This window comes from Arthrobacter sp. Soil_C_60 (assembly GCF_057656375.1).
On sequence record NZ_JBDGKM010000003.1, the window covers coordinates 419732 to 442787 of the forward strand.

General features: G+C 64.9%; 21 protein-coding genes, 1 pseudogene and 1 riboswitch. Of the genes and pseudogenes, 12 read left to right on the plus strand and 10 right to left on the minus strand.

From position 1 onward, the window contains the following. Positions 1-104: 104 nt before the first annotated feature. Together AC3A4M_RS08765 and AC3A4M_RS08770 are read left to right on the plus strand one after the other, a co-directional pair. On the plus strand, positions 105-1544 hold the full coding sequence (locus AC3A4M_RS08765; protein ID WP_498735298.1) for an aldehyde dehydrogenase family protein: 1440 nt from the start codon (positions 105-107) through the stop codon (positions 1542-1544). Further along, entirely contained in the window at positions 1541-3127 is a 1587-nt protein-coding gene (locus tag AC3A4M_RS08770) for a GMC family oxidoreductase (RefSeq protein ID WP_498735300.1), read from the plus strand. Before AC3A4M_RS08765 ends, AC3A4M_RS08770 begins: the two co-directional genes overlap by 4 nt. Positions 3128-3206: 79 nt before the next feature. On the opposite strand, the gene AC3A4M_RS08775 is transcribed toward AC3A4M_RS08770, so the two are convergent. From AC3A4M_RS08775 to AC3A4M_RS08795, 5 genes are all read right to left on the minus strand, one after another. Beyond that, entirely contained in the window at positions 3207-4268 is a 1062-nt protein-coding gene (locus AC3A4M_RS08775) for a 2,3-butanediol dehydrogenase (protein ID WP_498735301.1), read from the minus strand. Between the two features lie 76 nt (positions 4269-4344). Continuing rightward, positions 4345-4974 (minus strand): trimeric intracellular cation channel family protein, encoded by a 630-nt coding sequence (locus AC3A4M_RS08780; protein ID WP_498735580.1) that lies wholly within the window; start codon positions 4972-4974, stop codon positions 4345-4347. A gap of 24 nt (positions 4975-4998) precedes the next feature. Continuing rightward, positions 4999-6222: an amidohydrolase gene (locus AC3A4M_RS08785; RefSeq protein WP_498735303.1), complete on the minus strand. Its 1224-nt coding sequence runs from the start codon at positions 6220-6222 to the stop codon at positions 4999-5001. 193 nt (positions 6223-6415) lie between these two features. Beyond that, positions 6416-6829: a DoxX family protein gene (locus AC3A4M_RS08790; RefSeq protein ID WP_498735305.1), complete on the minus strand. Its 414-nt coding sequence runs from the start codon at positions 6827-6829 to the stop codon at positions 6416-6418. Between the two features lie 80 nt (positions 6830-6909). Next, a complete protein-coding gene (locus AC3A4M_RS08795; protein ID WP_498735307.1) occupies positions 6910-7692 on the minus strand; it encodes an SDR family oxidoreductase in 783 nt (260 codons plus the stop codon). Positions 7693-7935: 243 nt separating this feature from the next. Between AC3A4M_RS08795 and treS the strand changes: the two genes are divergently transcribed. From treS to AC3A4M_RS08815, 4 genes are all read left to right on the plus strand, one after another. Further along, positions 7936-10329, plus strand: coding sequence for a maltose alpha-D-glucosyltransferase (treS, locus tag AC3A4M_RS08800; protein ID WP_498735309.1), 2394 nt, complete (start codon positions 7936-7938; stop codon positions 10327-10329). A 120-nt stretch (positions 10330-10449) separates the two neighbouring features. Then, on the plus strand, positions 10450-11352 hold the full coding sequence (locus tag AC3A4M_RS08805) for a hypothetical protein (protein ID WP_498735311.1): 903 nt from the start codon (positions 10450-10452) through the stop codon (positions 11350-11352). 161 nt (positions 11353-11513) lie between these two features. Beyond that, positions 11514-11611, plus strand: a riboswitch (glycine riboswitch). Between the two features lie 147 nt (positions 11612-11758). Next, entirely contained in the window at positions 11759-13090 is a 1332-nt protein-coding gene (gene glyA, locus AC3A4M_RS08810; RefSeq protein ID WP_498735313.1) for a serine hydroxymethyltransferase, read from the plus strand. A gap of 143 nt (positions 13091-13233) precedes the next feature. Further along, entirely contained in the window at positions 13234-14694 is a 1461-nt protein-coding gene (locus tag AC3A4M_RS08815; RefSeq protein ID WP_498735314.1) for an amino acid permease, read from the plus strand. Positions 14695-14784: 90 nt separating this feature from the next. On the opposite strand, the gene AC3A4M_RS08820 is transcribed toward AC3A4M_RS08815, so the two are convergent. After that, positions 14785-15069 carry a DUF6221 family protein gene (locus AC3A4M_RS08820; protein WP_498732441.1) on the minus strand — a complete coding sequence of 95 codons (285 nt, stop codon included), beginning with the start codon at positions 15067-15069 and terminating at the stop codon, positions 14785-14787. Positions 15070-15123: 54 nt separating this feature from the next. On the opposite strand from AC3A4M_RS08820, the gene AC3A4M_RS08825 reads away from it, so the two are divergent. Together AC3A4M_RS08825 and curA are read left to right on the plus strand one after the other, a co-directional pair. Then, on the plus strand, positions 15124-15636 hold the full coding sequence (locus AC3A4M_RS08825) for a nucleoside deaminase (protein WP_498735315.1): 513 nt from the start codon (positions 15124-15126) through the stop codon (positions 15634-15636). A 94-nt stretch (positions 15637-15730) separates the two neighbouring features. Further along, on the plus strand, positions 15731-16765 hold the full coding sequence (curA, locus tag AC3A4M_RS08830) for an NADPH-dependent curcumin/dihydrocurcumin reductase (RefSeq protein ID WP_498735316.1): 1035 nt from the start codon (positions 15731-15733) through the stop codon (positions 16763-16765). A gap of 34 nt (positions 16766-16799) precedes the next feature. Here the strand turns inward: curA and AC3A4M_RS08835 are convergent, their stop codons facing one another. Then, positions 16800-17600 carry a polysaccharide deacetylase family protein gene (locus tag AC3A4M_RS08835; RefSeq protein ID WP_498735317.1) on the minus strand — a complete coding sequence of 267 codons (801 nt, stop codon included), beginning with the start codon at positions 17598-17600 and terminating at the stop codon, positions 16800-16802. A 115-nt stretch (positions 17601-17715) separates the two neighbouring features. Between AC3A4M_RS08835 and AC3A4M_RS08840 the strand changes: the two are divergent. Further along, positions 17716-19081, plus strand: a pseudogene (locus AC3A4M_RS08840) (FAD-binding oxidoreductase). A 44-nt stretch (positions 19082-19125) separates the two neighbouring features. Here the strand turns inward: AC3A4M_RS08840 and AC3A4M_RS08845 are convergent. After that, complete coding sequence (locus AC3A4M_RS08845) at positions 19126-19728, minus strand: NADPH-dependent FMN reductase (RefSeq protein WP_498735319.1); 603 nt, start codon at positions 19726-19728, stop codon at positions 19126-19128. Between the two features lie 199 nt (positions 19729-19927). On the opposite strand from AC3A4M_RS08845, the gene AC3A4M_RS08850 reads away from it, so the two are divergent. Together AC3A4M_RS08850 and AC3A4M_RS08855 are read left to right on the plus strand one after the other, a co-directional pair. Then, on the plus strand, positions 19928-20443 hold the full coding sequence (locus AC3A4M_RS08850; protein ID WP_498735320.1) for a nucleotidyltransferase family protein: 516 nt from the start codon (positions 19928-19930) through the stop codon (positions 20441-20443). Next, entirely contained in the window at positions 20443-20772 is a 330-nt protein-coding gene (locus tag AC3A4M_RS08855) for a HepT-like ribonuclease domain-containing protein (RefSeq protein ID WP_498735321.1), read from the plus strand. Before AC3A4M_RS08850 ends, AC3A4M_RS08855 begins: the two co-directional genes overlap by 1 nt. Positions 20773-20781: 9 nt before the next feature. Here the strand turns inward: AC3A4M_RS08855 and AC3A4M_RS08860 are convergent, their stop codons facing one another. Beyond that, entirely contained in the window at positions 20782-21279 is a 498-nt protein-coding gene (locus tag AC3A4M_RS08860) for an FAD-dependent oxidoreductase (RefSeq protein ID WP_498735323.1), read from the minus strand. Positions 21280-21436: 157 nt separating this feature from the next. On the opposite strand from AC3A4M_RS08860, the gene AC3A4M_RS08865 reads away from it, so the two are divergent. Then, the gene (locus AC3A4M_RS08865) at positions 21437-22294 is read left to right on the plus strand and encodes a PaaX family transcriptional regulator (protein ID WP_498735325.1); all 858 of its coding nucleotides are present in this window, start codon (positions 21437-21439) and stop codon (positions 22292-22294) included. On the opposite strand, the gene AC3A4M_RS08870 is transcribed toward AC3A4M_RS08865, so the two are convergent. Then, a complete protein-coding gene (locus AC3A4M_RS08870; protein WP_498735326.1) occupies positions 22258-23031 on the minus strand; it encodes an alpha/beta hydrolase family protein in 774 nt (257 codons plus the stop codon). The two genes, AC3A4M_RS08865 and AC3A4M_RS08870, sit on opposite strands and share 37 nt — an antisense overlap. Between the last annotated feature and the right edge of the window lie 25 nt (positions 23032-23056).

Consider the following 23056-nt stretch of genomic DNA (forward strand, 5'->3'; position numbering starts at 1 on the left):
CTGCCGGGAAACACAAGACGGTGCACTGTGGTCCAAGGCACAGTAGGGAGGGAGCGATCCAGCGCGTCGGAGTCAGACCGGCGCCGAATGAACAGGAGACGTCGATGTCGGCACAGACCGAGACCCAAAGCACCGCCTTCCAGACCTACCAGGACCTGCTGGCTGCCATTGCGCCTGCGGGGGAGTCCCGGCCGATCAAGGATCCGGCCACGGGTGAAGTTGTCGCCGAAGCGCCCGTCCACACTGCGGCTGATCTGGATGCGGCCGTCAACGCCGCCAAGGCCGCGCAGCCGGAGTGGGCTGCGCTGGGTCACGAGAAGCGCAGCGAGTACCTGAATCAGGCAGCGGACGCTATTGAAGCCAGTGCCGAGGCGCTCGCCGAGCTGCTCTCGCGCGAACAGGGCAAGCCGCTGAACGGCCCGAACGCCCGCTTCGAGGTCGGTGCCTGCGCCGCCTGGCTGCGCGCCACGGCGTCGTTCGCTTTGGAGCCCGAGGTCGTGGTGGACGACGGCGAAAGCCATGCCGAGGTGCACTACCGCCCGCTCGGCGTCGTCGGCGCGATCGGCCCGTGGAACTGGCCGATGATGATCAGCGTCTGGCAGCTCGCGCCCTCGCTGCGGATGGGCAACACGGTAGTGATGAAGCCCTCCGAATACACGCCGCTGAGCGTGCTGGCACTGGCCGCGGTGATCAACCAGGTCCTGCCGGCGGACCTGCTGCACGTGGTCTCCGGCGGCCGCGAGGTCGGCGAAGCACTGGCCTCCCACCCGGAGATCGACAAGGTGATGTTCACCGGCTCCACCGCCACGGGCAAGGCCATCATCCGCTCCTCCGCGGACACCGTGAAGCGGCTGACCCTGGAGCTCGGCGGCAACGACGCGGGCATTGTGCTCGAGGACGCGGACCCGAAGGCCATCGCGCAGGACCTGTTCTGGGGCGCCTTTATCAACACCGGCCAGACCTGTGCCGCGCTCAAGCGCCTCTACGTCCACGACTCGCTCTACGACCAGGTCTGCGAGGAACTGGTCGAGGTCGCCCGGAACATGCCCATGGGTGTGGGGCTGGACGAAAACAACGTGCTCGGCCCGCTGCAGAACAAGGCCCAGTTCGACATTGTCGCGGACCTGGTGCAGAAGGCGAAGGACAGCGGCGCCAAGGTGCTCACCGGCGGCAACCCCGAGCCCGGCCAGCCCGGCTACTTCTACCCGACCACCCTCGTCGCGGAAATCGACAACGACAATCCGCTGGTGGCCCAGGAACAGTTCGGCCCGGCCCTGCCGATCATCCGCTACAACACCGTCGACGAAGCAGTCAGCATGGCCAACGGTCTCGACGTCGGACTCGGCGCCTCGGTCTGGTCCTCCGACCCGGCCAAGGCCCGCGAAGTCGCCGCACGGATCGAGGCCGGCACGGTCTGGATCAACAAGCACGGCGCCGTCGACCCGCGCGTCCCGTTCGGCGGCGCCAAGCAATCCGGCTACGGCCTCGAATTCGGCATCGCCGGCCTCAAGGCCCTGGGCACCCCGCAGGTGATCAGCCAGTGACCGCGCAGGACTTCGACTACATCGTTGTCGGTGCAGGCTCGGCGGGCAACGTTATCGCCCGCCGCCTGCTCGATGCGGGCAAGCGCATCGCCGTCCTCGAGGCCGGCGATGACGACACCAACCCCAACATTGCGCACCTCTACAACCTCGGCGCCCTCTGGCACAGCCCGCAGGACTGGGACTACCAGACCACCGAGCAGCAGTGGTGTTCCGGCCGCACGCTCCACCTGCCGCGCGGCAAGGTGATGGGCGGCTCGCACGCCCTGAACGCCACCATCTGGGTGCGCGGCGCCAAGCAGGACTACGACACCTGGGCCTACCTGGGCTGCCCCGGCTGGTCCTGGGAAGACGTCCTGCCGGTCTTCAAAACCATTGAAAAGTACGACGGCGGGGCCTCCGATACGCGCGGCGATTCGGGTCTGCTTGATGTCGCCCAGGACTTCCCGCGCAATCCCATCCAGGAAGCCATGCTGGAAGGGGCTGTGGAAACGGGTATCAAGCTCAACGAGGACTACAACTCGGGCGACGTCGAGGGTGTGTCCCGGATGCAGCTCAACGTCCGCGACGGGAAACGCTTCAACACCTGGCACGCCTACCTCAAGCCCGTAGTCGACAACGCCAACCTCACCCTGCTCACCGGCGCGCACGTCCGCCGGCTAATTGTCGAGGACGGTACGGTGGCCGGCGTCGAGTTTGAGCACGACGGCGAAACCAAGACTCTGCGGGCACCGGAGACCATCCTGTCCGCCGGTGCCATCAACTCAGCGGAGCTCCTGCTGCGCTCGGGGATCGGGCCGGCCGACGAACTGCGTGAGGCCGGCGTCCGTCCGGTGCATGACCTGCCCGGCGTGGGGAAGAACCTGCAGGACCATCTGCTCTCCCCGGTGGTCTTCAGCACGAGCAAGCATGTGCCGGCTTCGGAAGTGGCCCCGGCAGAGGTGCACTTCTTCGCGAAGAGCAGCCCGGATCTGGCCGTGCCGGACACCCAGCCGATCTTCTTCTCGGTTCCGATGTACTCCCAGGGCTACGCGAAGGGCGAGATGACCGGTCCGGAGAACGGCTTCTCGATGCTCGGCGGGCTGGTGCGGCCGCAGAGCCGCGGCGAAATCCGGCTCACCGGGCCGAAAGCCAGCGATCCGATCACCATCGACCTCGGCGCCCTGTCGGAACAGGCCGACGTCGACGCCCTGGTGGCGTCGGTTCGGCAGTGCCGGGAGATCGGACGCAGTTCGGCGCTGGCGGACTGGGGCGCGGAGGAGCTCTACCCCGGCGCGGAGGTCTCGGACAGCGACGAGGACCTGGAGCAGTACGTGCGCGATTCCGTGGTCACCTACCACCACCAGGTCGGCACCTGCCGGATGGGGCTGGACCAGGACGCGGTGGTGGATCCGCGCACGCTCAAGGTCCATGGACTCGAGGGCGTGCGGATCGCCGACGCCTCCATCATGCCGCTGGTGCCCACCGGGAACACCAACGCTCCAACGATCATGATCGGTGAACGCGCCGCAGCACTGCTGGTGAACGAAGCTGCCACCGTGACCGACGAGGCTGCGACTGTACCAAGCGGGGCGGTTACGGTCTAAGCCGGCGCAGCAGTCCGGCCGCCAGACGCAACGCAACCCTCCGCCGTCGTTACTCAGCGGAGGGTTGCTTGCGTCGCGGTTATTCGTTCGGGTTCACCAGAATCTTCACGTGTTCCTCGTTGTTGTTGATGAGCTGCTCGAAGCCGCCGCTGATGAGTTCGTCCAGCGGAATCTTGGCGGTGATGAACGGGGCCAGATCGAGCTTGCCCTCCTGGACCAGCTTGATGGTGCTGGCGTGGTCATTGGCGTAGCCGATGGTGCCACGCAGGTCGATCTCCTTGAGCACGAGGGACGGCATGTCCACCTCTGGCTTGTGGCCCCAGATCGAGACGTTGACGATGACGCCGCCGGGCCGGACCGCGTCCATCAGCATGTCCAGGACCACCGGAACGGAACTGCACTCGAAGCCGACATCAGCGCCCTTACCGCCGGTCAGTTCGCGGACCTTTGCCGCGACGTCGCCTTCCCGCGGGTCGAACACCTGATCCGCCACGCCGGTGTCCCGGGCCATCTTCTTGCGGGCCTCGCTGAGTTCCGAGATGTAGACGGTCAGGCCGGAGGCTTTGAGAACGGCGGCGGTCAGCAAACCGATGGGACCCGCACCGCCGACAATGGCGGTGTCGCCGGACTTCGCCTGGCTGCGGACAAAGGCGTGGTGGCCAACCGACAGCGGTTCGATCAGAGCAGCCTGATCCAAGGGAATGTCCCCGATGGCGTGGACCCAGCGCCGCTCGACCACGATCTTCTCGGACAGACCGCCGCCGCGGCCGCCGAGCCCGATGAAGTTCATGTCCTTGGACAGCTGGTACTCCGCGCCGGGCCCGGTATCGACGTCGTCGTGGATGATGTAAGGCTCGACGACGACGTTCTGGCCCACTTCGAGATCGGTCACGCCGTCCCCAAGGGCGGTGATGGTGCCGGAGAATTCATGTCCCATAGTCACCGGCGCCTCTTCACCGGAGATGGGATGTGGAGAGCCCTTGGGCGGAATGAAGATGGGCCCCTCGAGGTACTCGTGCAGGTCGGTGCCGCAGATGCCGCACCAAGCCACGTCAATGGCGACGGTTCCGGGCTTGAGCTCCGGTTCCGGAATGTCCTCGATCCGGATATCTCTCTGATCGTAGTAGCGTGCAGCCTTCATGGCAGACCTCTTTCTCACGACGTCGGAAACTTCAGCCTACGGATGATCGGCGGGGTTTTGAATGGCGGAGAGGCGCTTAGTCCGTGGCCGAGCTCGGGTTCTTCGCTCCGCCCGCGAGCGGCACGCGCCAGCCGAACCGCAGGGACAGCACGCGCAACAAGAAAACGACGGCGGCAATCGCGGTGCCGGTGTAGGCGTTGAACCAGCCCAGCTGGGAGAGCAGGGTGACCAGCGAAGCGCCGAGCATGGCCGGGACGGCGTAGACGCCGCGGGGGTTGAAGATCTGGGGCACCTCGTTGGCCACCACATCGCGCAGCACGCCGCCGCCCACCGCCGTCGTAATTCCGAGCACAGCCGAAGTCACTGGGCCCATGCCGGAATCCAGGGCCTTCAGCGTGCCGGTGACGCAAAACAGGGCCAGCCCGCCGGCGTCGAAAATGAGCAGGGTCCGCCGGAACCGTTGGACACCGAGCACATGGAAGTACACCACGGCGGCTGCCAGGACCGGGGCAACCAGGTAGATCGGTTCGACGAAGGCGGTCGGGACGGACTGGGAGATGATCAGGTCGCGGATGACGCCGCCGCCGAGCCCCACCAGGGATCCGAGCAGGAGGGAGCCGACGATGTCGAAGTTCCGGCGGGCGGCCAGGAGGCAGCCGGACATGGCGAAGAAGAACGTACCGAAAAGATCCAGTATCAGCAGGATGTCCACGGCCGCGTCCCTTGCTGCCTAGCGCTCAAGGCCGACCTTGGACAGGATTGCGGCAACGGCGGCGCGGGCACCGGTGGAGAGAGTCGGTTCCATTACCGGAGCGAAGAGCGGCGAATGGTTGACCGGGATGCGGTCGGCGGCCAGGGCTTCCGCCGGATGGCCGCCGAAGAACCAGTAGACGGAAGGAACGCCGATGGGCTCAACCAGGTTGCCGAAGTCTTCCGAGGCCATCACGGGTTCGCCCTCGATGACGTCGGCTTCGCCGAGTTCCTGCCGCAAGGCATTGACGACGTCGTCGGTTGCCTGCTGGTCGTTGGAATTCGGAGGGAAGGAGGAGAGCACCTCGATGGTGGGTTCGGGCGCGTTGGACGCATCGGCCTCCGCCTTGATGATCCGCCGCAGCGCGCCGAGCACGGTGGCGCGCACAGTCTCGTCGAAGGTGCGGACATTGAGGGTGAATTCGGCGCTGGAGGGAATGATGTTTTCTTTCAGCCCGCCGTGGAAGGTGCCGACGGTGACCACGGCAGAGCGGCGGGGATCCACCTCGCGGGACACGATGGTCTGAATGCGGGTGATGATGTGGGCGCCGAGCACGATGGGATCGATGGAGTCCTGCGGCTGCGACCCGTGGGACTGCCGGCCATGCAGGGCGACCTTCCACGAATCCGCCTGGGTCATCGGGTGCCCGTGCACGTACTGAACGGTGCCCGCGAGCCCCGGCATGACATGCTGGCCGAAGACCAGCTCAGGCTTCGGCGCCTTCTCCCACAGGCCGTCCTCCACCATCGCCTTGGCGCCCGCCCCGGTTTCCTCGCCGGGCTGGAAAATGAACACGACGGTTCCTGCCCACTGGTCCTTGATGCCGGCCAGGAGCTGCGCGGCCGTCAAGAGGGCGGCGGCGTGGGCATCGTGGCCGCAGCCGTGCATGACGGGAACTTCCGTGCCGTCCGCCAGAGTTCCGGTGGCCGTGCTGGCATAGGGCAGGCCGGTGTCTTCTTTAATCGGCAGCGCGTCGATATCGGCGCGGAACGCCACCACCGGTCCTTCGCCGTTGCGCAGGACGCCGACGACGCCGGTGCCGCCGCACGGGAAGGCGTCGATCCCGTATTGCTCCAGCTCCGCCTGAACCAGTGCGGCGGTCCGGTGCTCCTGCATGGAGAGCTCGGGATGCTCGTGCAGTTGGCGGTAGAGATCATGCATGCGGGTGCGCTGCTCGTCGGTCAGCAGGACGGATGCTGGCATTGTTTCCTCGGTTTCTCCAGGCGTTTCCACGGCAGTTGGCGGCTGCACAAGGTGCCTGCACCCAAGCGGAGGGCGCGGTTCGACTTATCGTAACAATGGCCCGGAGAATGGCGGCACCATTACTCGCCCGTTCACGTTTAGGATGGTCGACCGTGGCTAGCAGCCACAGAGCCTGAGGCCTTCCACCGTTGGATCAGACCTGCCGCGTGCGCCACGCCCAAACCACGAGTGGAACCTGCAACGGCAGCCGGAGGCTATGGATGATGCGTGCCCGCTTGGTGCCCGTCGGCCCGAACGCGTGCTTCAGGGCGCTGAGGTGTCCGACGGTGAAACCGGCGAACATCACTGCGGTGGAGATGCCCGCCATGCGCCTGGTCTGCGGGAGCAGCAGTCCGGCGGCGGCTGCGAATTCCAGCGCTCCGCTGATCTGAACCCAGCCATCGCGGGTGAGCGGCCCCGAGGCAGTAGCGATGGCCGCTGGAACGACAGGGTAGTAGAAACCGGGCCTGACGAAGTGGTTCGCGGCGCTGGCGGTAAGCAGCGCGGCCAGGCCGAGCGTGCCGGCAGGGAGCTTGGTGGTCGCCATCGACTTCGAAGTTGGCGTCATCTGCTCACTGTACGTTGAGCCCGGCCGGGCGCCGCCGTCGTTATTTCCTCACAACGACGACGGCGGCGGCTGGGTTTGGGTTAGTACTTGTAGGACTGGCCGCCGTCAATCGGGATGACGGCGGCGTTGATGAAGGCCGCGTCGCCGGAGAGCAGGAAGGCGACCAGGTGGCCTACCTCTTCGGGTTTGCCGAAGCGCTTCATCGGGTTGGGCTCGACGAATCCCTTGCCGACCTCTTCCCAGTTCTCCGGGTCGATCTGCTTGAGCGAGCCCTCGACCATCGGGGTCATGATGGCGCCCGGGGCGATGGCGTTGATCTGCACGCCGTACTGGCCGTACTCGACGCCCGAGTTGCGGGTGAGCCCAACGACGCCGTGCTTGGAAGCGGCGTAGCCGGACTGGTTGCCGACGCCGCGGATGCCGCCGACGGAGGCGGTGTTCACGATGGAGCCGGAGCCCTGTTCCTTCATGACCTTCAGGACGTGCTTGAGGCCGTAGAAGACGCCGTTGAGGTTGATGTTGACGACCTTGGAGAACTCGTCGGAGCCGTAGTCCTCGGTGGCGTTCTGCTTGCCTTCGATGCCGGCGTTGTTGAAGAACCCGTCGATCCTGCCGAAGCGCTTGACGGCCTCGGCGACGTAGTTCTCGACCTCGGACTCGTTGGCGACGTTGGCGGTAACGTTGAGCACCTCGGCATCGGGGGCAACCTGACGGATCTCTTCCGCGGTCTCCTTCAGGCCGGCCTCGTTCAGATCCACCAGGGTCAGCTTGCCCTCTTCCTTGGCGACTTGGAGTGCCGCCGCACGGCCGAGCCCTGATCCGGCGCCGGTGATAATGACGGATTTACCTGAGAACCGTTGCATGTTCTGCCTTCTTTCCCATTTGATGGTCCGGCTGTTTGGCCGGCTTCTATCTATGCAAACGCATGAATAGTGGCTAATCATCCAGAACCGGATGTGACTCTGCGGACATTACGCCGCCACGCCGCGGTTTTATCCGTTGCACGCCTGATTGCGGAGGTGCACTGGTCTGGTTTCCCTGCGTCTGGCAGTGTGGAAGAAGTCAGTACTGGCCGGTGCCTGCAGGATGATCAAGGAGATATCTCGATGGTCGATTCGCTTTCTTCGACGGAACACCTTGACGACGGCTCTGGTGGCGGCTCCGAAGCTGCCGACCTGGATGCCGTGCAGGAGGAAGCGCTCGAGGCGCACATCCCGGAGATCAACTTCGATGAGCAGTTCTACCCGGCGCGTCCGCGGGCTTTGCGCCCCAAGGCCCGGCGGCGGCACTTTAACCCGGGCCAGCCGCCCTTTGAGCCGGACGCCCGCAACACTGTTTACGTGGAGTGGCTGCGCAACCAGTCCATGCTCGGCGACGCCAAGGTGCTGGGCCGCCAGCTCTCGGGCCAGGCCAGCATGTGGCAGAACCCCTTCGCCTGGCCGAACCCGCGGGCCGCGGTGGAGCGGGCCTCGGTGTGGTTCACCGCCTACCCGCTGTCCTTCATGACCAAGCCCGGGCAGTCCTTCCTCGGAGCATTGGGGGACCCCGGCTTGTGGGAGGCGTTCGAGCAGATCGGAATCAGCGCCATCCATACCGGGCCGGTGAAACTCGCCGGCGGGCTCTCGGGCTGGGAGCAGACGCCGAGTGTGGACGGTCACTTCGACCGGATCAGCATGGCGATTGATCCGATGTTCGGCACCGAGGACGAGTTCCGCGAGATGTGCCAGGTCGCCAATGACCACGGCGGAACGATTGTGGATGACATCGTGCCCGGGCACACCGGCAAGGGTGCGGATTTCCGGCTGGCCGAGATGAACTTCCGGGACTACCCGGGCATTTACCACATGATCGACATCCCCGAGTCGGACTGGCACCTGCTGCCGGACGTGCCCGACGGCGAAGACGCGGTCAACATCGACGCCGAAACCGAACGCGCCCTCCAGAAGGCCGGCTACATCATCGGCGAGCTGCAGCGGGTCATTTTCTACGAGCCCGGGGTCAAGGAGACCAACTGGAGCGCCACCGGCCCGGTTTTGGATACCACCGGCCAAATGCGGCGGTGGGTGTACCTGCACTACTTCAAGGCGGGTCAGCCGTCGATCAACTGGCTGGATCCCACCTTCTCCGGCATGCGCCTGGTGATGGGCGACGCCCTGCACTCGCTGGTGGACCTGGGTACCGGCGCCCTGCGGCTGGACGCCAACGGTTTCCTGGGCGTGGAGAAGAGTGCCGAGGAAACGCCGGGCTGGTCGGAGGGCCATCCGATTTCCGAGGCCGCGAACCAGATCATCGGCAGCATGGTCCGCAAGGTCGGCGGCTTCACGTTCCAGGAACTGAACCTGAGCATCGACGACATCAAGTCCACGTCCGCCAACGGCCCCGACCTGTCCTACGACTTTGTCACCCGCCCCGGCTACCACCACGCCCTGGTCACCGCCGATACCGAATTCCTCCGGCTGACCCTGCGCCTGGCCATGGAGATCGGTGTGGACCAGGCCTCCCTGGTCCACGCGCTGCAGAACCATGACGAGCTGACCTATGAACTCGTGCACTTCACCACCAAGCATAAAGACGATATCTATGAGCTCGACGGCGAGGAAATGACCGGCGCCGAACTGGCCCATAAGGTGCAGCAGACCTTGCGGGACGGCATCACCGGGGAAGCCGCTCCCTATAACTTGGTCTTTACGGCCAACGGCATTGCCTGTACGACGGCGAGCGTGATCACGGCGGTGCTGGGCATCAAGGACCTGAGCACCATCACGCCGGAGCAGACCATCGAGGTCCGCAAGGTGCACCTGCTGCTGGCCATGTACAACGCGCTGCAGCCGGGCGTCTTCGCGCTCTCCGGATGGGACCTGTGCGGCATGCTGACCCTGGACCGGTCGCAGGTAGCTCCGCTGCTGTCCCGCGGCGACACCCGCTGGATCAACCGGGGCGCCCATGACCTGATGGGCGTCAACCATACCGGGCAGGCCCCGACCTCCGGCATGCCCAGGGCTGTCAGCCTGTACGGGACGTTGCCGGACCAGCTCGCGGACGAGTCATCGTTTGCCCGGCAGCTGGCCAAAATCCTGGCCGTCCGGGAGCAGTACGGCATCGCGAAGAGTGCGCTGCTCGATGTTCCGGACGTCTCGCACCGGGGCATGCTGGTCATGGTGCACCAGCTTGAATCGGGCGATTGCGAAGTCACCGTCCTGAACTTCTCGGACCAGGAGATGGCCGGCACGGTGCGCTCCGAGCAGTTGGAAACCGGGGCCTTGGTGACCGATCTGTTCAGCGGCGAAGAAGTGGGGAGCGTGGATGACCTGCACAGCTTCTACATCCAGCTGGAGCCGTACCAGGGAACCGCGCTGCTGGTGACCCTGCCCGAAGAAGAGGAGCCGGCCGCAGAGGTTGCGGCTGAGGTGGAAGCGGGCCAGGACGAGGACGCGGGCACGGCTGGTACTGAAGCTGCGGCGCAGGCGCGGAGGACGCTGTCACGCCCTGATCTGGGGTGATGGTCAACGCGCACCGGATGTGACCAGCATCTCACATAGAAACGCGGTAGGCAGGGAACCGGATCGGAGGAGCCGGCGTTACCTTTCCGTAACTTTACCTACCTGAAGTGTGTGTGAAATATGGCTGAAGACTCCTCCGCCGAAGATAAGCCGAAACTCCTCGGCCTCAACGGTGCCCAAACTATTGCCTCCGCCTTGGCCGCCGTGACCTCGGCCTTTGCGGGTTCCTTCCTCGGTGTCGCGGGAACGCTGATCGGCGCTGCCCTCGGTTCGGTCATCGCCACGGTAGCGGCAGCCATCTACGCCAGGACGCTGAGTTCTGCCGCCGTCGCGGCCAAGAAGACCCTGCCCGTGCCGCGGCTGCGCGGCCTGCGCAACGGCGGCCTGCCGGCGAGCGACGACGGAACCGAGCGTGCCGGTGTCTCCAGCGCCGTCGCGGACTTCAAGGCGAAGCTCACCGCACGCCGGTTCACGCCCCGGACCTGGGCCAAGATTGGAGTGGTCAGCGCAGCCTCCTTCCTGATTGCCATGGCCGGCATCACGATGGTCGAACTGGGAACCAGCAAGCCCATTTCGGCGCTGGTGGCATCGTCGACCAGCAGCGCCCCGGCCGCCGAGCAGCAGACCACCCTGGGCCGCGTCCTGACAGGCACCGCGGCCCCGGCCGAGGATGGCAGCGAAACCACGGAGCCCGGCGATGCTGAGCCCGGGCAGGTCGACGACGGCGCCGGCCAGACCGGGACCACCGACGGCACTTCCGGCGGTACGGACGGATCGACGGGAGTCGAGGATCCTGCCACCGGCCAGAACGACGGTACTGCGCCGGTGGAGACCGTGCCTGAACCCGTTCCGGCGCCAGGCTCCGAAACCGGCGAAGTGGCGGAGCCGGAGGTCGTCACCGACCCGGGCGCCGGCCAGCAGGACACGGGCCAGCAGGAAACCGCCCCTGACGGCGGCGCCGTCGATCCGGCACCGGTGGACGGCGGCGTGACCGAAGGCGACCAGACGGGCACCGGGCAATAGGGCTTGCCCAGGCGGCGCCGGCACTCAGGTGAGTGCCGGCGTCGCACGTTGCCTGCAGCGGATCCGCCGCTGACTAGGCAGTTAAGAAATGATGTTGCGTTAGCTCCTGCCCTGCCGCTAACCTGTGTGAGGCGGGTCACGAAGCTGTGGCCCAACGCTTTTGATCTGCGGCGGGAGAGTCCTGCCGGTACGTTCGTCAGGCGCCGTAGGAGCAACTCCTCCCCAGGAATCTCTCAGGCCCACGTACCGCCGCGGCTAGGCAACTCTGGAAAGCAGCCGGGCAACCGGCTCACCGACGGTGCAAGCGGCCCCCACGGGCGGCGGAAACTCTCAGGTCCCAGACAGAGCGGGGAGGAACCCGAATCATCGTGGCGTGTTGTGCGCTGCCTGAAATATGGAGTTCCTTATGACGATCCAGTCACCATCCACTTTCCAGCAGGTCGTGTCCCCGAGCCTGAATAGCCAGCTGTCCGAGCTGGACCCCGAGGTCGCCGCCAAGATCGACGACGAACTCACCCGCCAGCGTGACGGCCTGGAAATGATCGCCTCGGAGAACCACACCGCCGCCGCAGTCATGCAGGCGCAGGGCTCCGTGCTGACCAACAAGTACGCCGAAGGCTACCCGGGCCGGCGTTACTACGGCGGCTGCGAGCACGTCGACGTCATCGAGCAGCTGGCCATCGACCGCGTGAAGGACCTGTTCGGGGCGGCCTACGCCAACGTCCAGCCGCACTCCGGTGCCCAGGCCAACGCATCGGTCATGCACGCGCTGATCAAGCCCGGCGACACAATCATGGGGCTGAACCTGGCCCACGGCGGCCACCTGACCCATGGCATGCGGATCAACTTCTCCGGCAAGCTGTACAACGTGGTTCCGTACCAGGTCCGCGAAGATGACCACCGGATCGACATGGTGGAAGTGGAGCGCCTGGCCCACGAGCACAAGCCGCAGCTGATCGTGGCCGGCTGGTCCGCCTACGCCCGCCAGCTGGACTTCGCCGAATTCCGCCGGATCGCCGACGCCGTCGGTGCCTACCTCATGGTGGATATGGCGCACTTCGCCGGCCTGGTGGCCGCCGGACTGCACCCCAGCCCGGTGCCGCACGCCCACGTTGTCACTTCCACCACGCACAAGACGCTGGCCGGCCCGCGCGGCGGCATCATCCTGACCAACGACGCCGACGTCGCCAAGAAGATCAACTCGGCAGTCTTCCCGGGCCAGCAGGGCGGGCCGCTGGAGCACGTCATCGCCGGCAAGGCCGTGGCCTTCAAGATCGCGGCATCGCCGGAGTTCAAGGAACGCCAGGAGCGCGTGCTGGCCGGAGCAAGCATCCTGGCCGAACGCCTGATGCAGCCCGATGTCGCCGCCAAGGGGATTTCCGTGGTTTCCGGCGGCACCGACGTGCACCTGGTGCTGGTCGACCTGCGCAACTGCGAACTGAACGGCCAGGAAGCCGAGGACCGCCTCGCGGCCATCGACATCACCGTCAACCGCAACGCTGTTCCCTTCGACCCGCGCCCGCCGATGGTCACCTCCGGCCTGCGGATCGGAACGCCCGCGCTGGCTACCCGCGGCTTCGGCGAAGCAGCCTTCATCGAGGTAGCTGACATCATTGCTGAGGCGCTGATCGCTGAGGACGAGGCAAGCCTCGCCGATCTGCGCCACCGTGTGGAGGCCTTGGCCGCCGCGCACCCGCTGTACCCGAACGTGGCACCGCTGGCAACAGCCGGCGCCTAACCGGGACTGGGCAGGGACCGCGGGGCCCCTGCCCAGGGGCCGGTCGCCGACATGGGGAAGCGACCGGCCGTCTGAACCTGCATGCAACCCACACCCAGGGCCATGCAGCCATGCGAAATATCCTCGCTCTGAAGGAGTAGTAAATGAAAGATGCAACAGTGCAGTCATCCGGGGCACCCCATCTGGAAAGACAGCTGAGCAACCGCCACATCCAGCTGATCGCGATCGGCGGTGCCATCGGCACGGGGCTCTTCATGGGCTCGGGGAAAACCATCTCCGCGGCCGGACCCTCCGTCATCTTCGTCTACATGATCATCGGCTTCATGCTGTTCTTCGTGATGCGGGCGATGGGCGAGCTGCTGCTGTCCAATCTGCATTACAAGTCCTTCAGCGATTTTGCGGGTGACCTGCTGGGCCCCTGGGCCGGATTCTTTACCGGCTGGACCTACTGGTTCTGCTGGGTCGTGACCGGCATTGCCGACGTCATCGCCATCGCAGGCTACGCCAACGAACTGGTTCCGGGCATTCCGCTGTGGATTCCGGGCGTGGTCACCATCGGCATCCTGCTGGTGCTGAACCTGGTTACGGTCAAGGCCTTCGGCGAGACGGAGTTCTGGTTCGCGCTGATTAAGATCGTCGCCATCGTGGCACTGATCCTTACCGGTCTGTTCATGATCCTTTCGGGCTTCAAGTCCGAGGCCGGCCCGGCCACTGTCGAAAACCTGTGGATCCACGGCGGCTTCTTCCCCAACGAGTTCATGGGCTTCGTGGCCGGCTTCCAGATCGCCGTGTTCGCCTTCGTAGGCATTGAACTGGTGGGCACCACCGCTGCCGAGACCAAAGATCCCGAGAAGAACCTCCCCAAGGCCATCAACTCGATTCCGATCCGCATCCTGCTCTTCTACGTAGGCGCACTCATCATCCTCATGGCAGTCACTCCCTGGACCCAGTTCGAGGCCGGACACAGCCCCTTCATCGGAATGTTCTCGCTGGCCGGGCTGGGCATGGCAGCGACCGTGATCAACCTGGTGGTCCTGACCTCCGCCATGTCGAGTGCCAACTCCGGCATCTACTCAACTTCGCGCATGGTATTTGGCCTCGCGCAGGACGGAGATGCTCCGTCAATCTTCAGCAAGCTGTCGTTGCAGAAGGTGCCGCGCAACGCGCTGTTCCTGACCTGCGTGCTGCTGTTCGCGTCCGTGGCCCTGCTCTACGCAGGCGACGACGTCGGCAAGGCCTTTGGCATGGTGACGACGGTTTCCGCCGTATGCTTCATGTTCGTCTGGTCCATCATCCTGGCCAGCTACCTGGCCTTCCGCAAGCGCCGGCCCGGCCTGCACCAGGCTTCCAAATTCAAGATGCCCGGCGGCCCGGTGATGGTGTGGGTGGTCTTCGCATTCTTCGGCTTCGTGCTGTGGGCGCTGACCACACAACCGGATACGTTGCTGGCCCTGCTGATTACGCCCATCTGGTTCGCAGTTCTGGGCGCAGCGTGGGCGATCCTGCGCCGCAACCCGCTCCACGCAGCCCGCTACGAAACGTTCAAGGCAGGCGTCATCGCAGACCACGCCGAGGCGAAGGAAACCGCCTCAGTTTCCGGCTAACGACGGCGGGAAACCGACGACGGCGGAAAGCGGCTATCGGACGGCGGTCGGGCATGGTGAATCCACCTGCCCGGCCGCCGTTCCGGTTCTCTAGAGCCGCCAGGCGGACTGGTAGCCGGTGTGGGTTTGATAGGGAAGCGCCATGTGCTGCAGAAAGGCCAGCATATAGTCGTAGTCGCTGGCCGGTTCGTGGTCCCAGTCAACGTCCCTCACATGGGCGATCATCCGCCGCTTGGCATCGCACTCGGCCAGATTCTGTGCGAGGTGGTGCCGCAGGACCGTTTGTCCCACCATGCCGACGTCTGTCATCAGCGCCCGTATCCGAGCCTCGTCCTGCTGGATCCTCGCGAGCAGGAAATCGATAAGATCACCCATGTGGCCATCTTGGACCATTCCATAGGCAAAAGGCCATGGGCCATAATCGAGACCATGGCTATCACCGAGACCGATCTTGAACACCTGCGTCGATGCGTCGACCTGGCACGCGAAGCACTCGAGGACGGCGACGAACCCTTCGGCTCGGTTCTCGTCGACGCCGGGGGCCACGTGCTTTTTGAGGATCGCAACCGGGTCAAGGACGGCGACCAGACGCGGCACCCGGAGTTCGAGATTGCGCGCTGGGCCGCCGGCAACCTGAGCCCCATGGAACGCGCAGCGGCCACCGTCTACACCTCCGGCGAGCACTGCCCGATGTGCTCGGCCGCGCACGCCTGGGTCCGGCTGGGGCGGATTGTCTACGCCGCTTCCTCCGAGCAGCTTGGCAACTGGCTGAAGGAGTGGGATGTGGCGCCGGGACCGGTCAACCCATTGCCCGTCCAAGCCGTCGCACCCGGAGTGGAGGTCGACGGCCCGGCAACGGAGCTGGCCGACGACGTCCAGGCACTGCACCGGAAGTTCCACTTCCCGCAAGGTGCATCAGCAGACGCGGAATCTGACGACTGACTGGGGATGCATTCCGGCCGGCAGGAGATGCAGCGGCGGTGGGGGCGTTATCGGCCGTGGTGACAGTCCGCCGGCTTCCGCCTAGCCTGAACTGATGGCTACTTCTGCGAACTCCACGACGAACACCACCCGAATCGTGCTGGCCGAGCGGCCGCATGGTGTACCGACGGATCAGACTTTCCGGACGGAAACCGCAGAGCTTCCCGCGCTCGCCGACGGGCAGTTACTGGTGCGCAACCGGTACATCTCGCTGGACCCCTACATGCGCGGGCGGATGAGCGCGGCGAAGTCCTATGCCACGCCGACGCCGTTGGGCGACGTCCTTCCGGCCGAGACGGTTGCCGAGGTCGTCGAGAGCCGCGACCCCGACTTTAAGCCGGGCCAGCTGGTGGCGACGTACGGCGGTTGGCAGAGCGCCGCCGTCGTTCCTGGTAAATACTCGCGTCCGGTCAGCGACAACGGGCAGCCGGAATCGACCGCGCTGGGCGTGCTGGGGATGCCGGGCTTCACCGCCTATTCCGGCATGGCGGAAATCGGACGCATCCGGGCAGGGGAGACCCTTGTGGTCGCGGCGGCAGCCGGACCGGTAGGCTCCGCCGTCGGGCAGTTGGCCCGTGCCGCGGGAGCGCGTGCGGTTGGCATCGCCGGCGGGCCGGAGAAGTGCGCCTACCTGCTTGATGAGCTGGGGTTCGACGCCGCCGTGGACCACCGCTCGGATTCTTTCGCGGACGAGCTGAAGGCTGCCTGCCCCGACGGGACCGACGTCTACTGGGAGAATGTGGGCGGCAAGGTGCTCCAGGCCGTGCTGCCGCTGCTGAACCTGTACGGGCGGATGCCGGTGTGCGGAATGGTTGCGCAGTACAACGCGACCGGCGCTCCGGAGGGGCCGGACCGGCTACCCGGTTTCATGCGCACCGTCCTGAACCAGAGCCTGACCGTGCGCGGTTTCATCCAGACGGAATTCCGGGCGAAGCACTGGGACAACTTCCAGCGGGACATGGCTGAGCTGGTCGCGGACGGCAGGATGAAGTACCGCGAGGACATTGTCGACGGGTTGGAGAACGCGCCGTCGGCCTTCGCCGGGCTGCTCGAGGGGCGCAACTTCGGCAAGCTCCTGATCCGGGTCTGAGGACGCCCTGCTGGTCTTAGCGATTTCGGCCCGATCAGCAAGGTAACCGTAGCGGTAGGAGCGCCGGGCTGGTGGTGATGCGCCCGGTTGCGCCTCCATAGGCCCGGCAAACTCGGAGTCCCTTATCTTCCAATCCCTCCTTCATCCGGTCCAGCGCCCTAGGATGGAAGCCCCGCCATTGCATGTGCATGAGGATTGTGCCGCCCTTTCGGCCAAGGGCGACGACGGAATCGACCACCTCGCTCCTGGACAGGCCGGTCCAGTCCCTGGTGCTGCCGGTCCAGAGCCAGGGCAGCATGCCGACTTTGCGGTAGCCGCAGAGGACGGCCTCGTTGAGCCCGCCGTGCGGCGGCCGGCCAAAGTTGGTGACAACCCCCGGGGCCCGCAGCTCGGCAGCCGCTCCGGCACAGTCGAACTGCCGGAGATCCCTGTGGCTAATGCTGTGATTGATGACGTATTGGCCGTGGCGCCTGGCCAGCGACACAATATCGGTTCCGTACTCGCGCCTAAAACTGGTTATGCAATCGCCTGATGGTGCCAGCACCAGCCCGATGTTCTCCCGTCGCGCGTAGTTGAGCACTGATCTGTAGGCCGACAACGTCCGTGGGCAATCATCAAACGTCAGCACCACCCGTTCGGTGTAATTCGGCCCATTGCGCATGTTGTATGCCGGAGCGGCGTTCGCCGCGCCGGGGAGGATCTGCCCGGCGAGGCTCAAGGCCACGATGGACAGCAATGCGGCGATTCGATGGCGGCGTTGCATGGCGCACCCGCTTTCCACCGGCGGCACATAACGCCGGGCCAGCGTTCCCCAATGACCAGCCGGATCAGGCAAGTATCCGCCTGGGTGCGGTCCGGGTCAACACTTTGAACCGAGCAAAATCCCGTCAGCGGTCAATGCAGTATGATCGGCATCACTTGCCGGAGGAAACGAAGGAGTTTTCGTGGGAATGGATGTTTCTCCCGAGGTCCTGGGGGCGTCAGCCGCCGTCCTGGATGCTGCCCACAGGGCATCTGTGGACTATGGGGACAGGGCCGCGGCCAACACGGACCGCTCGGGCTTTGTCCCGCCGTCCTTGCCGGACGGGGTGGTGTTTGCCGAATCGGTGGCGGACGTTGTGCAGGCGGTGGAACTGGCGGCCGCGCACAAGGTTCCGCTGGTGCCGCGGGGTGCCGGAACGGGTTTGGCGGGTGCATCCTCAGCGTCCGCGGGGGAGGTGGTGCTGGATCTCTCGCGGATGAACCGCATCCTCAGCGTCGATCCGGTCGAGCAGATCGCCGTCGTCGAACCCGGCGTCTTGAACGCTCATCTCAACACGGCCGTGGCCGAACACGGGCTGTTCTACGCGCCGGACCCGGCCAGTACAGCAATCTGTTCGATCGGCGGCAATATCGCCACCAACGCGGGCGGCATGCGCTGCGCTAAGTACGGCGTGACCCGCGAATCGGTGCTCGGGCTGCGCGTGGTGCTGGCCGACGGGCGCGAACTGCGCACGGGCCGCGACACTATCAAGGGCGTCACCGGCTACGACCTGAACGCACTGATGATCGGATCGGAGGGCACTCTCGGCGTGGTCGTTGAAGCGACGCTCCGCTTGCGTCCACTACCAATAGCGACGGCGACCGTGGCCGCCTTCTTCCCCGACGTTGCCGCCGCAGCCGCGGCAGCTTCGGCGGTGATCGCCGCGCGGCTCCAGCCTTCGGTGCTGGAACTAGTGGACGGCCCGACCCTCGCCGCCATCGACGCCGCGCTGGGAACCAACTACCGCAGCCGCGGCGGTGCTTTCCTGCTGGGACGGCTTCGGCGCCCACCTCGAGATGGACGTGCTGGTCAACGCCGTCGAGCCCTTCGCCGCCGAACTGGAGCGCGCGGCCGATTCGGCGGAGGCAGAGGCGCTCCTGACGGCCAGGCGCGAAGCCATTCCTTCGCTCGAAAAGATGGGCCGGGTATCCATCGGGGACATCGGTGTACCGCGGGGCCGGTTGGCCGAAGCAGTCATTGGGCTGGCGGACATCTCTCGGCGGACCGGGGTGCGCATCTTTACAATTGCCCACGCCGCGGACGGCAACCTGCACCCCATTATCGTGGTGGATCCGCATGAATCAGTGACTGAAGGGCCGCCGAAAGCGGCACTGGGCGAAATGTTCCGGCTGGCCCAAAGCCTGGGCGGAACACTGACCGGCGAGCACGGCGTGGGCCTGCTCAAGCGCGACTGGCTCCGGGACGAACTCGGCGATGTCTCGCTTGAGGTCCAGCACGCCATCCGTCGTGCGCTGGACCCGCAGGGCATCCTCAACCCCGGCAAGGCGATCTAAGTAAATCGATTCGAAGGCGCGGCGGGACGGCGGGCTGGACGTCATTACTTGCGCGAAGCGGCGTCCTCGTCACCGATGTGTCCGGCCGCGTTGGCATCGAGGACACGCTGGACGAAGGCGCAGTACTCGTCCATGTAGTGCCGCAGGAATTTCTGCGTGGACTCGTCCTTGACCTCGCCGTCGTCGCCGTATGCTTCCGGCTTGAAACTGATGTAGGCCTCGGGGGTGTTGAGCTGCGGGGCGTCGAGGAAGCTCAGCACGCTCCGCATGCTTGACTGCATGACGGCCGTGCCGATGCCGCCCGGTGAAGCGCCGATGATGCCGGTGGGCTTGCGGGCGAAGGAGTTGGTTCCCCACGGACGCGAGCCCCAGTCGATCGCGTTCTTCAACGCACCGGGGATGGACCGGTTGTATTCGGGCGAGATGAACAGGATTCCGTCTGCGGCTTCAACCGCTTCCTTCAGTGCCCGGCCTTCGGCGGGGAAATCGGCGTCGTAATCCGAGCTGTAAAGGGGCAGGTCCTTGATGGGAATCTCGTTGAATTCCAGGTCCTTCGGAGCGAGCTTGATCAGAGCCTTCGAGAGAGTGCGGTTGATGGAGCCGCTGGCCAGGCTCCCGACGAAATAACCGATCTGGTAGGTGGGCATAAGTACATTCCTTCCACGGCGGCCGGCCGGAGCCGGCCTGTTGCGGCTGATGGACAATCCCGGCGCGGCGGCAAAGCGGAGCGCCAGCCTCAGTCCAACACACCGCGTGTGTATCGTCCATAGCTTTTGGTGCAAGAGCCACGCGATGTGGATGTACAAATTTATGTACACCTTTCGCCGCAACTTCTATTCTTGAGCTATGGCGAATGCAACCAGAGATGCAGCCGGGACACCGGATGACATGGCGGCTTCGGAAGTTCTGACTGTTGCCGAGGCCCGAATGAGACTCCCAACAGTGCTGAAGCATTTTCGACTTGATCCCGAGGCTGAACCCGTTTTAGTGGGTTCACATCGGAAGGCCGATGCCGCGATCGTACCGATCCGCCAGTACCGTAGCCTGTGCGTTGGTCAAGCAACCGCATCCTTGGGAGTCCTCGACTTCTTGAGACAGCGGACGAGGCTGGTCAAGAAGCTCGCGAACATTAGCCGTATCGAATCTGTCGCGGTATTCGGGTCAGTCGCTCGTGGAGAGGAGCGAGCTGACAGCGATGTGGACCTCCTCGTCATGCCCAATCCTGAGGCGAGCCTTTTTGATCTGGCACAGTTCGCCGAGGACATGGAGGAGCTGCTGGGCCATCCGGTCGATGTCATCTCGCGGCGAGGGCTGGATCCCGTCCGCGACGAAAACATCCTTTCTGAAGCTTTGGAACTGTAATGCTCCCGAACCAGGACCGGACGGAACGGTGGCTGTCTGATCTGGCCGTGAACCTTGACCAGGCGGCTGAACTGGTAGCGCGAGGGCGCGCGGCCTACGATACAGATCTTGCGCTGCGTCTTGCCTTTGAAGCATTATGCAACCGTGTTGGAGACTTAGCGAAAAGGCTCATCGCAGCTGATGAGGCAAGATTCGCCCATCCCCTTTGGCGTCAGGCGGCCAGAAACCGGGACTTCGTGGTGCACCATTACGATCGTGTGGACGAGCAGGCACTGTGGGTCACCGTTTCGGTGAGTTTTCCCGAGTTGCGGCTCCACGTGGAGGAATAGACAACCGGGCTACGTGCCGTCGTCGTCCGTGTAGTACTGGCTGCTCAGGCCGAACTCAGGGTCCAGCTCGGAGCGGACCATCTGGTGCTCTTCCGGGCGCTCAAGGCACGGAGTGGAGAGGGAGGCAATGACTTCGCCGTAATGGTCGGTCCGGCGGTAGGCATAGTGAGTGGCGGCGCTGCCCACGGCATAAACCAGCAGATCGTATGCCAGCGGTTCGCGGCCATCCGCGAACTGCACCAGCCGGGCGTGCGGATCGATCCGCGTTGCTGTTCCAACAACGACGGCGGCGGCCGGGTTCAGCAAAGAAGCCATCGGCACTGCTGCCGACTCCCGGCTTCCGGCAGCCACCTCCAGCAGCCGGATCCGTTCAATAAACTCCGCGTACGGATTGACCGCGGTCACCTGCGCCTTGCCGGCTCGGCTCTTACTGCCGGCCAGGCGATTGGCCGCCGTGACCCCCGCATAACCGGCTCCGAGAATGACTACTCGCTGATATGCAGACACCGCTCTCTCCCTTGCTGTTGGCGATGTACACATAGGGCGCCGGCGGGTCCTGATTTGTGACATCCGCGCTGAGCCTATGGGAGATGCATGGGACCTTGCCTGCAGTACTCATAGGATGGGTACGTCCCCGATCGACAGTGAATAGAGCAGATTCTCCATGGCGCCGCCCCGCACCCAACGCATGCAACACCAGCAGCTCATTGTGACGTTGTACGGGCTTTATGCTGAAGGTGCCGGCGGTTCGCTGCGTGTCTCCACCTTGATTGCTATGCTCGCCGCATTGGGAATTGACCAGCAGGCAGCCCGGTCTACAGTATCCAGGCTCAAGTCCAAGGGCATCCTGCTCAGCCAGAAAGAGGACGGCGTAGCTCGATATGCGCTGTCCAGGGATATCCTAGACATCTTTAACGCCTACGATCAGCGGATCTTCGCGCCGGAGCGCTCCAAACCGGGCGATCCCTGGGCGCTTGTGGTCTTTTCGGTTCCTGAGGCGGAACGCAACCGGCGCTATGAACTGCGGGCCGAACTGACCAGTCTGGGATTCGGATTTGTCGCTGCGGGAGTAGCGATCGCGCCAAGCACTGGGCTGGAGCAGGCAATGGAGCGGTTGGCGTCCCGGAAGCTGGATGGCTACACCGAATACTTCTCCGGTGACTATCTTAAGGGCGGAGACATTCGGCAGCACGTTTCACAATGGTGGGACCTGCAGACGCTGGATCAGGAGTATTCAGAGTTCATCGACCGATATGAGGGTCTCGTCCAAGAATGGCAGCGCCGTGTGAGTCTCGCCGCAGGGTTCTCTATCGAGGACCGGTTGGATGCCTTCCACACATACGTTCCCATGCTGACGATGTGGCGGAAGTTTCCGTACCAGGATCCGAACCTTCCTCTGGAATACCTGCCGGAAGGTTGGAAAGCACCGCGCGCCAAGAAGGCGTTCCTGACACTGCACGGAATTCTTGAAGAACCGGCAGCGGCTTACGCCAGAGAGCTGGTCCGTACGCGAGGAAACTGAGAACCGACGTGCGCCATCCAGTCGCGTACGGAGCGCCATGACCGGGTGGAGGGGTCGATCGCGGCCAAATGGTCCAAATCGTACGGAGATTCAAAATCGATGTGGCTTCCGGCCTCCTGGGCGCGCGCGACGAAGTCCATCGAGTGGCCCACGGGAACCCGCTGGTCCGTGGCTCCGTGCACTACGAGTGTCGGAGCTGATAGTGGGAGCCGGCTGAGCGGCGACGCCGATTCGTAGACAGCCGGGTCCTCTTGCGGGGAAACGCCGAAGAATTCTGCTGCGGCATCTTCGCCCAGCCGTTCGCGGTAAGTGCGGGCGGCATCCGTGACCGGGGCCAGAGCGACGACTGCGTCCAGCAAATCCGCCGCCAGCAACGCCAATTGCCCGCCGACAGAATGGCCGACGCCGATTACCGGCCCCTCACATTGTTCGCGCCAAGATGTGGCGGCGACGGCAGCAACGGCAGCCCTGACATCATCCCCAGTCGTCGGCCAGCCGCCCCCGTTGCCGTGCCGGCGGTACTCGACATTGGCGACGGCCCAACCGCTCTGCGTCAGGTTAAGGGCCAGGGGAGCCATGAGCGAAGCGTCGAACGCCGCACGCCAATAGCCGCCGTGGACGAGAACGGCTACACCCTGGGGAGGCGCGTCACCGGCAGGATCCCAGCACTCAACGGTCTGTTGATTGTGGGGCCCGTACGCCAGCTGCAACGCAGGAGCAACAAGTCCTGATGACATGCAAGATTCCTTATCGTAGGGCTGG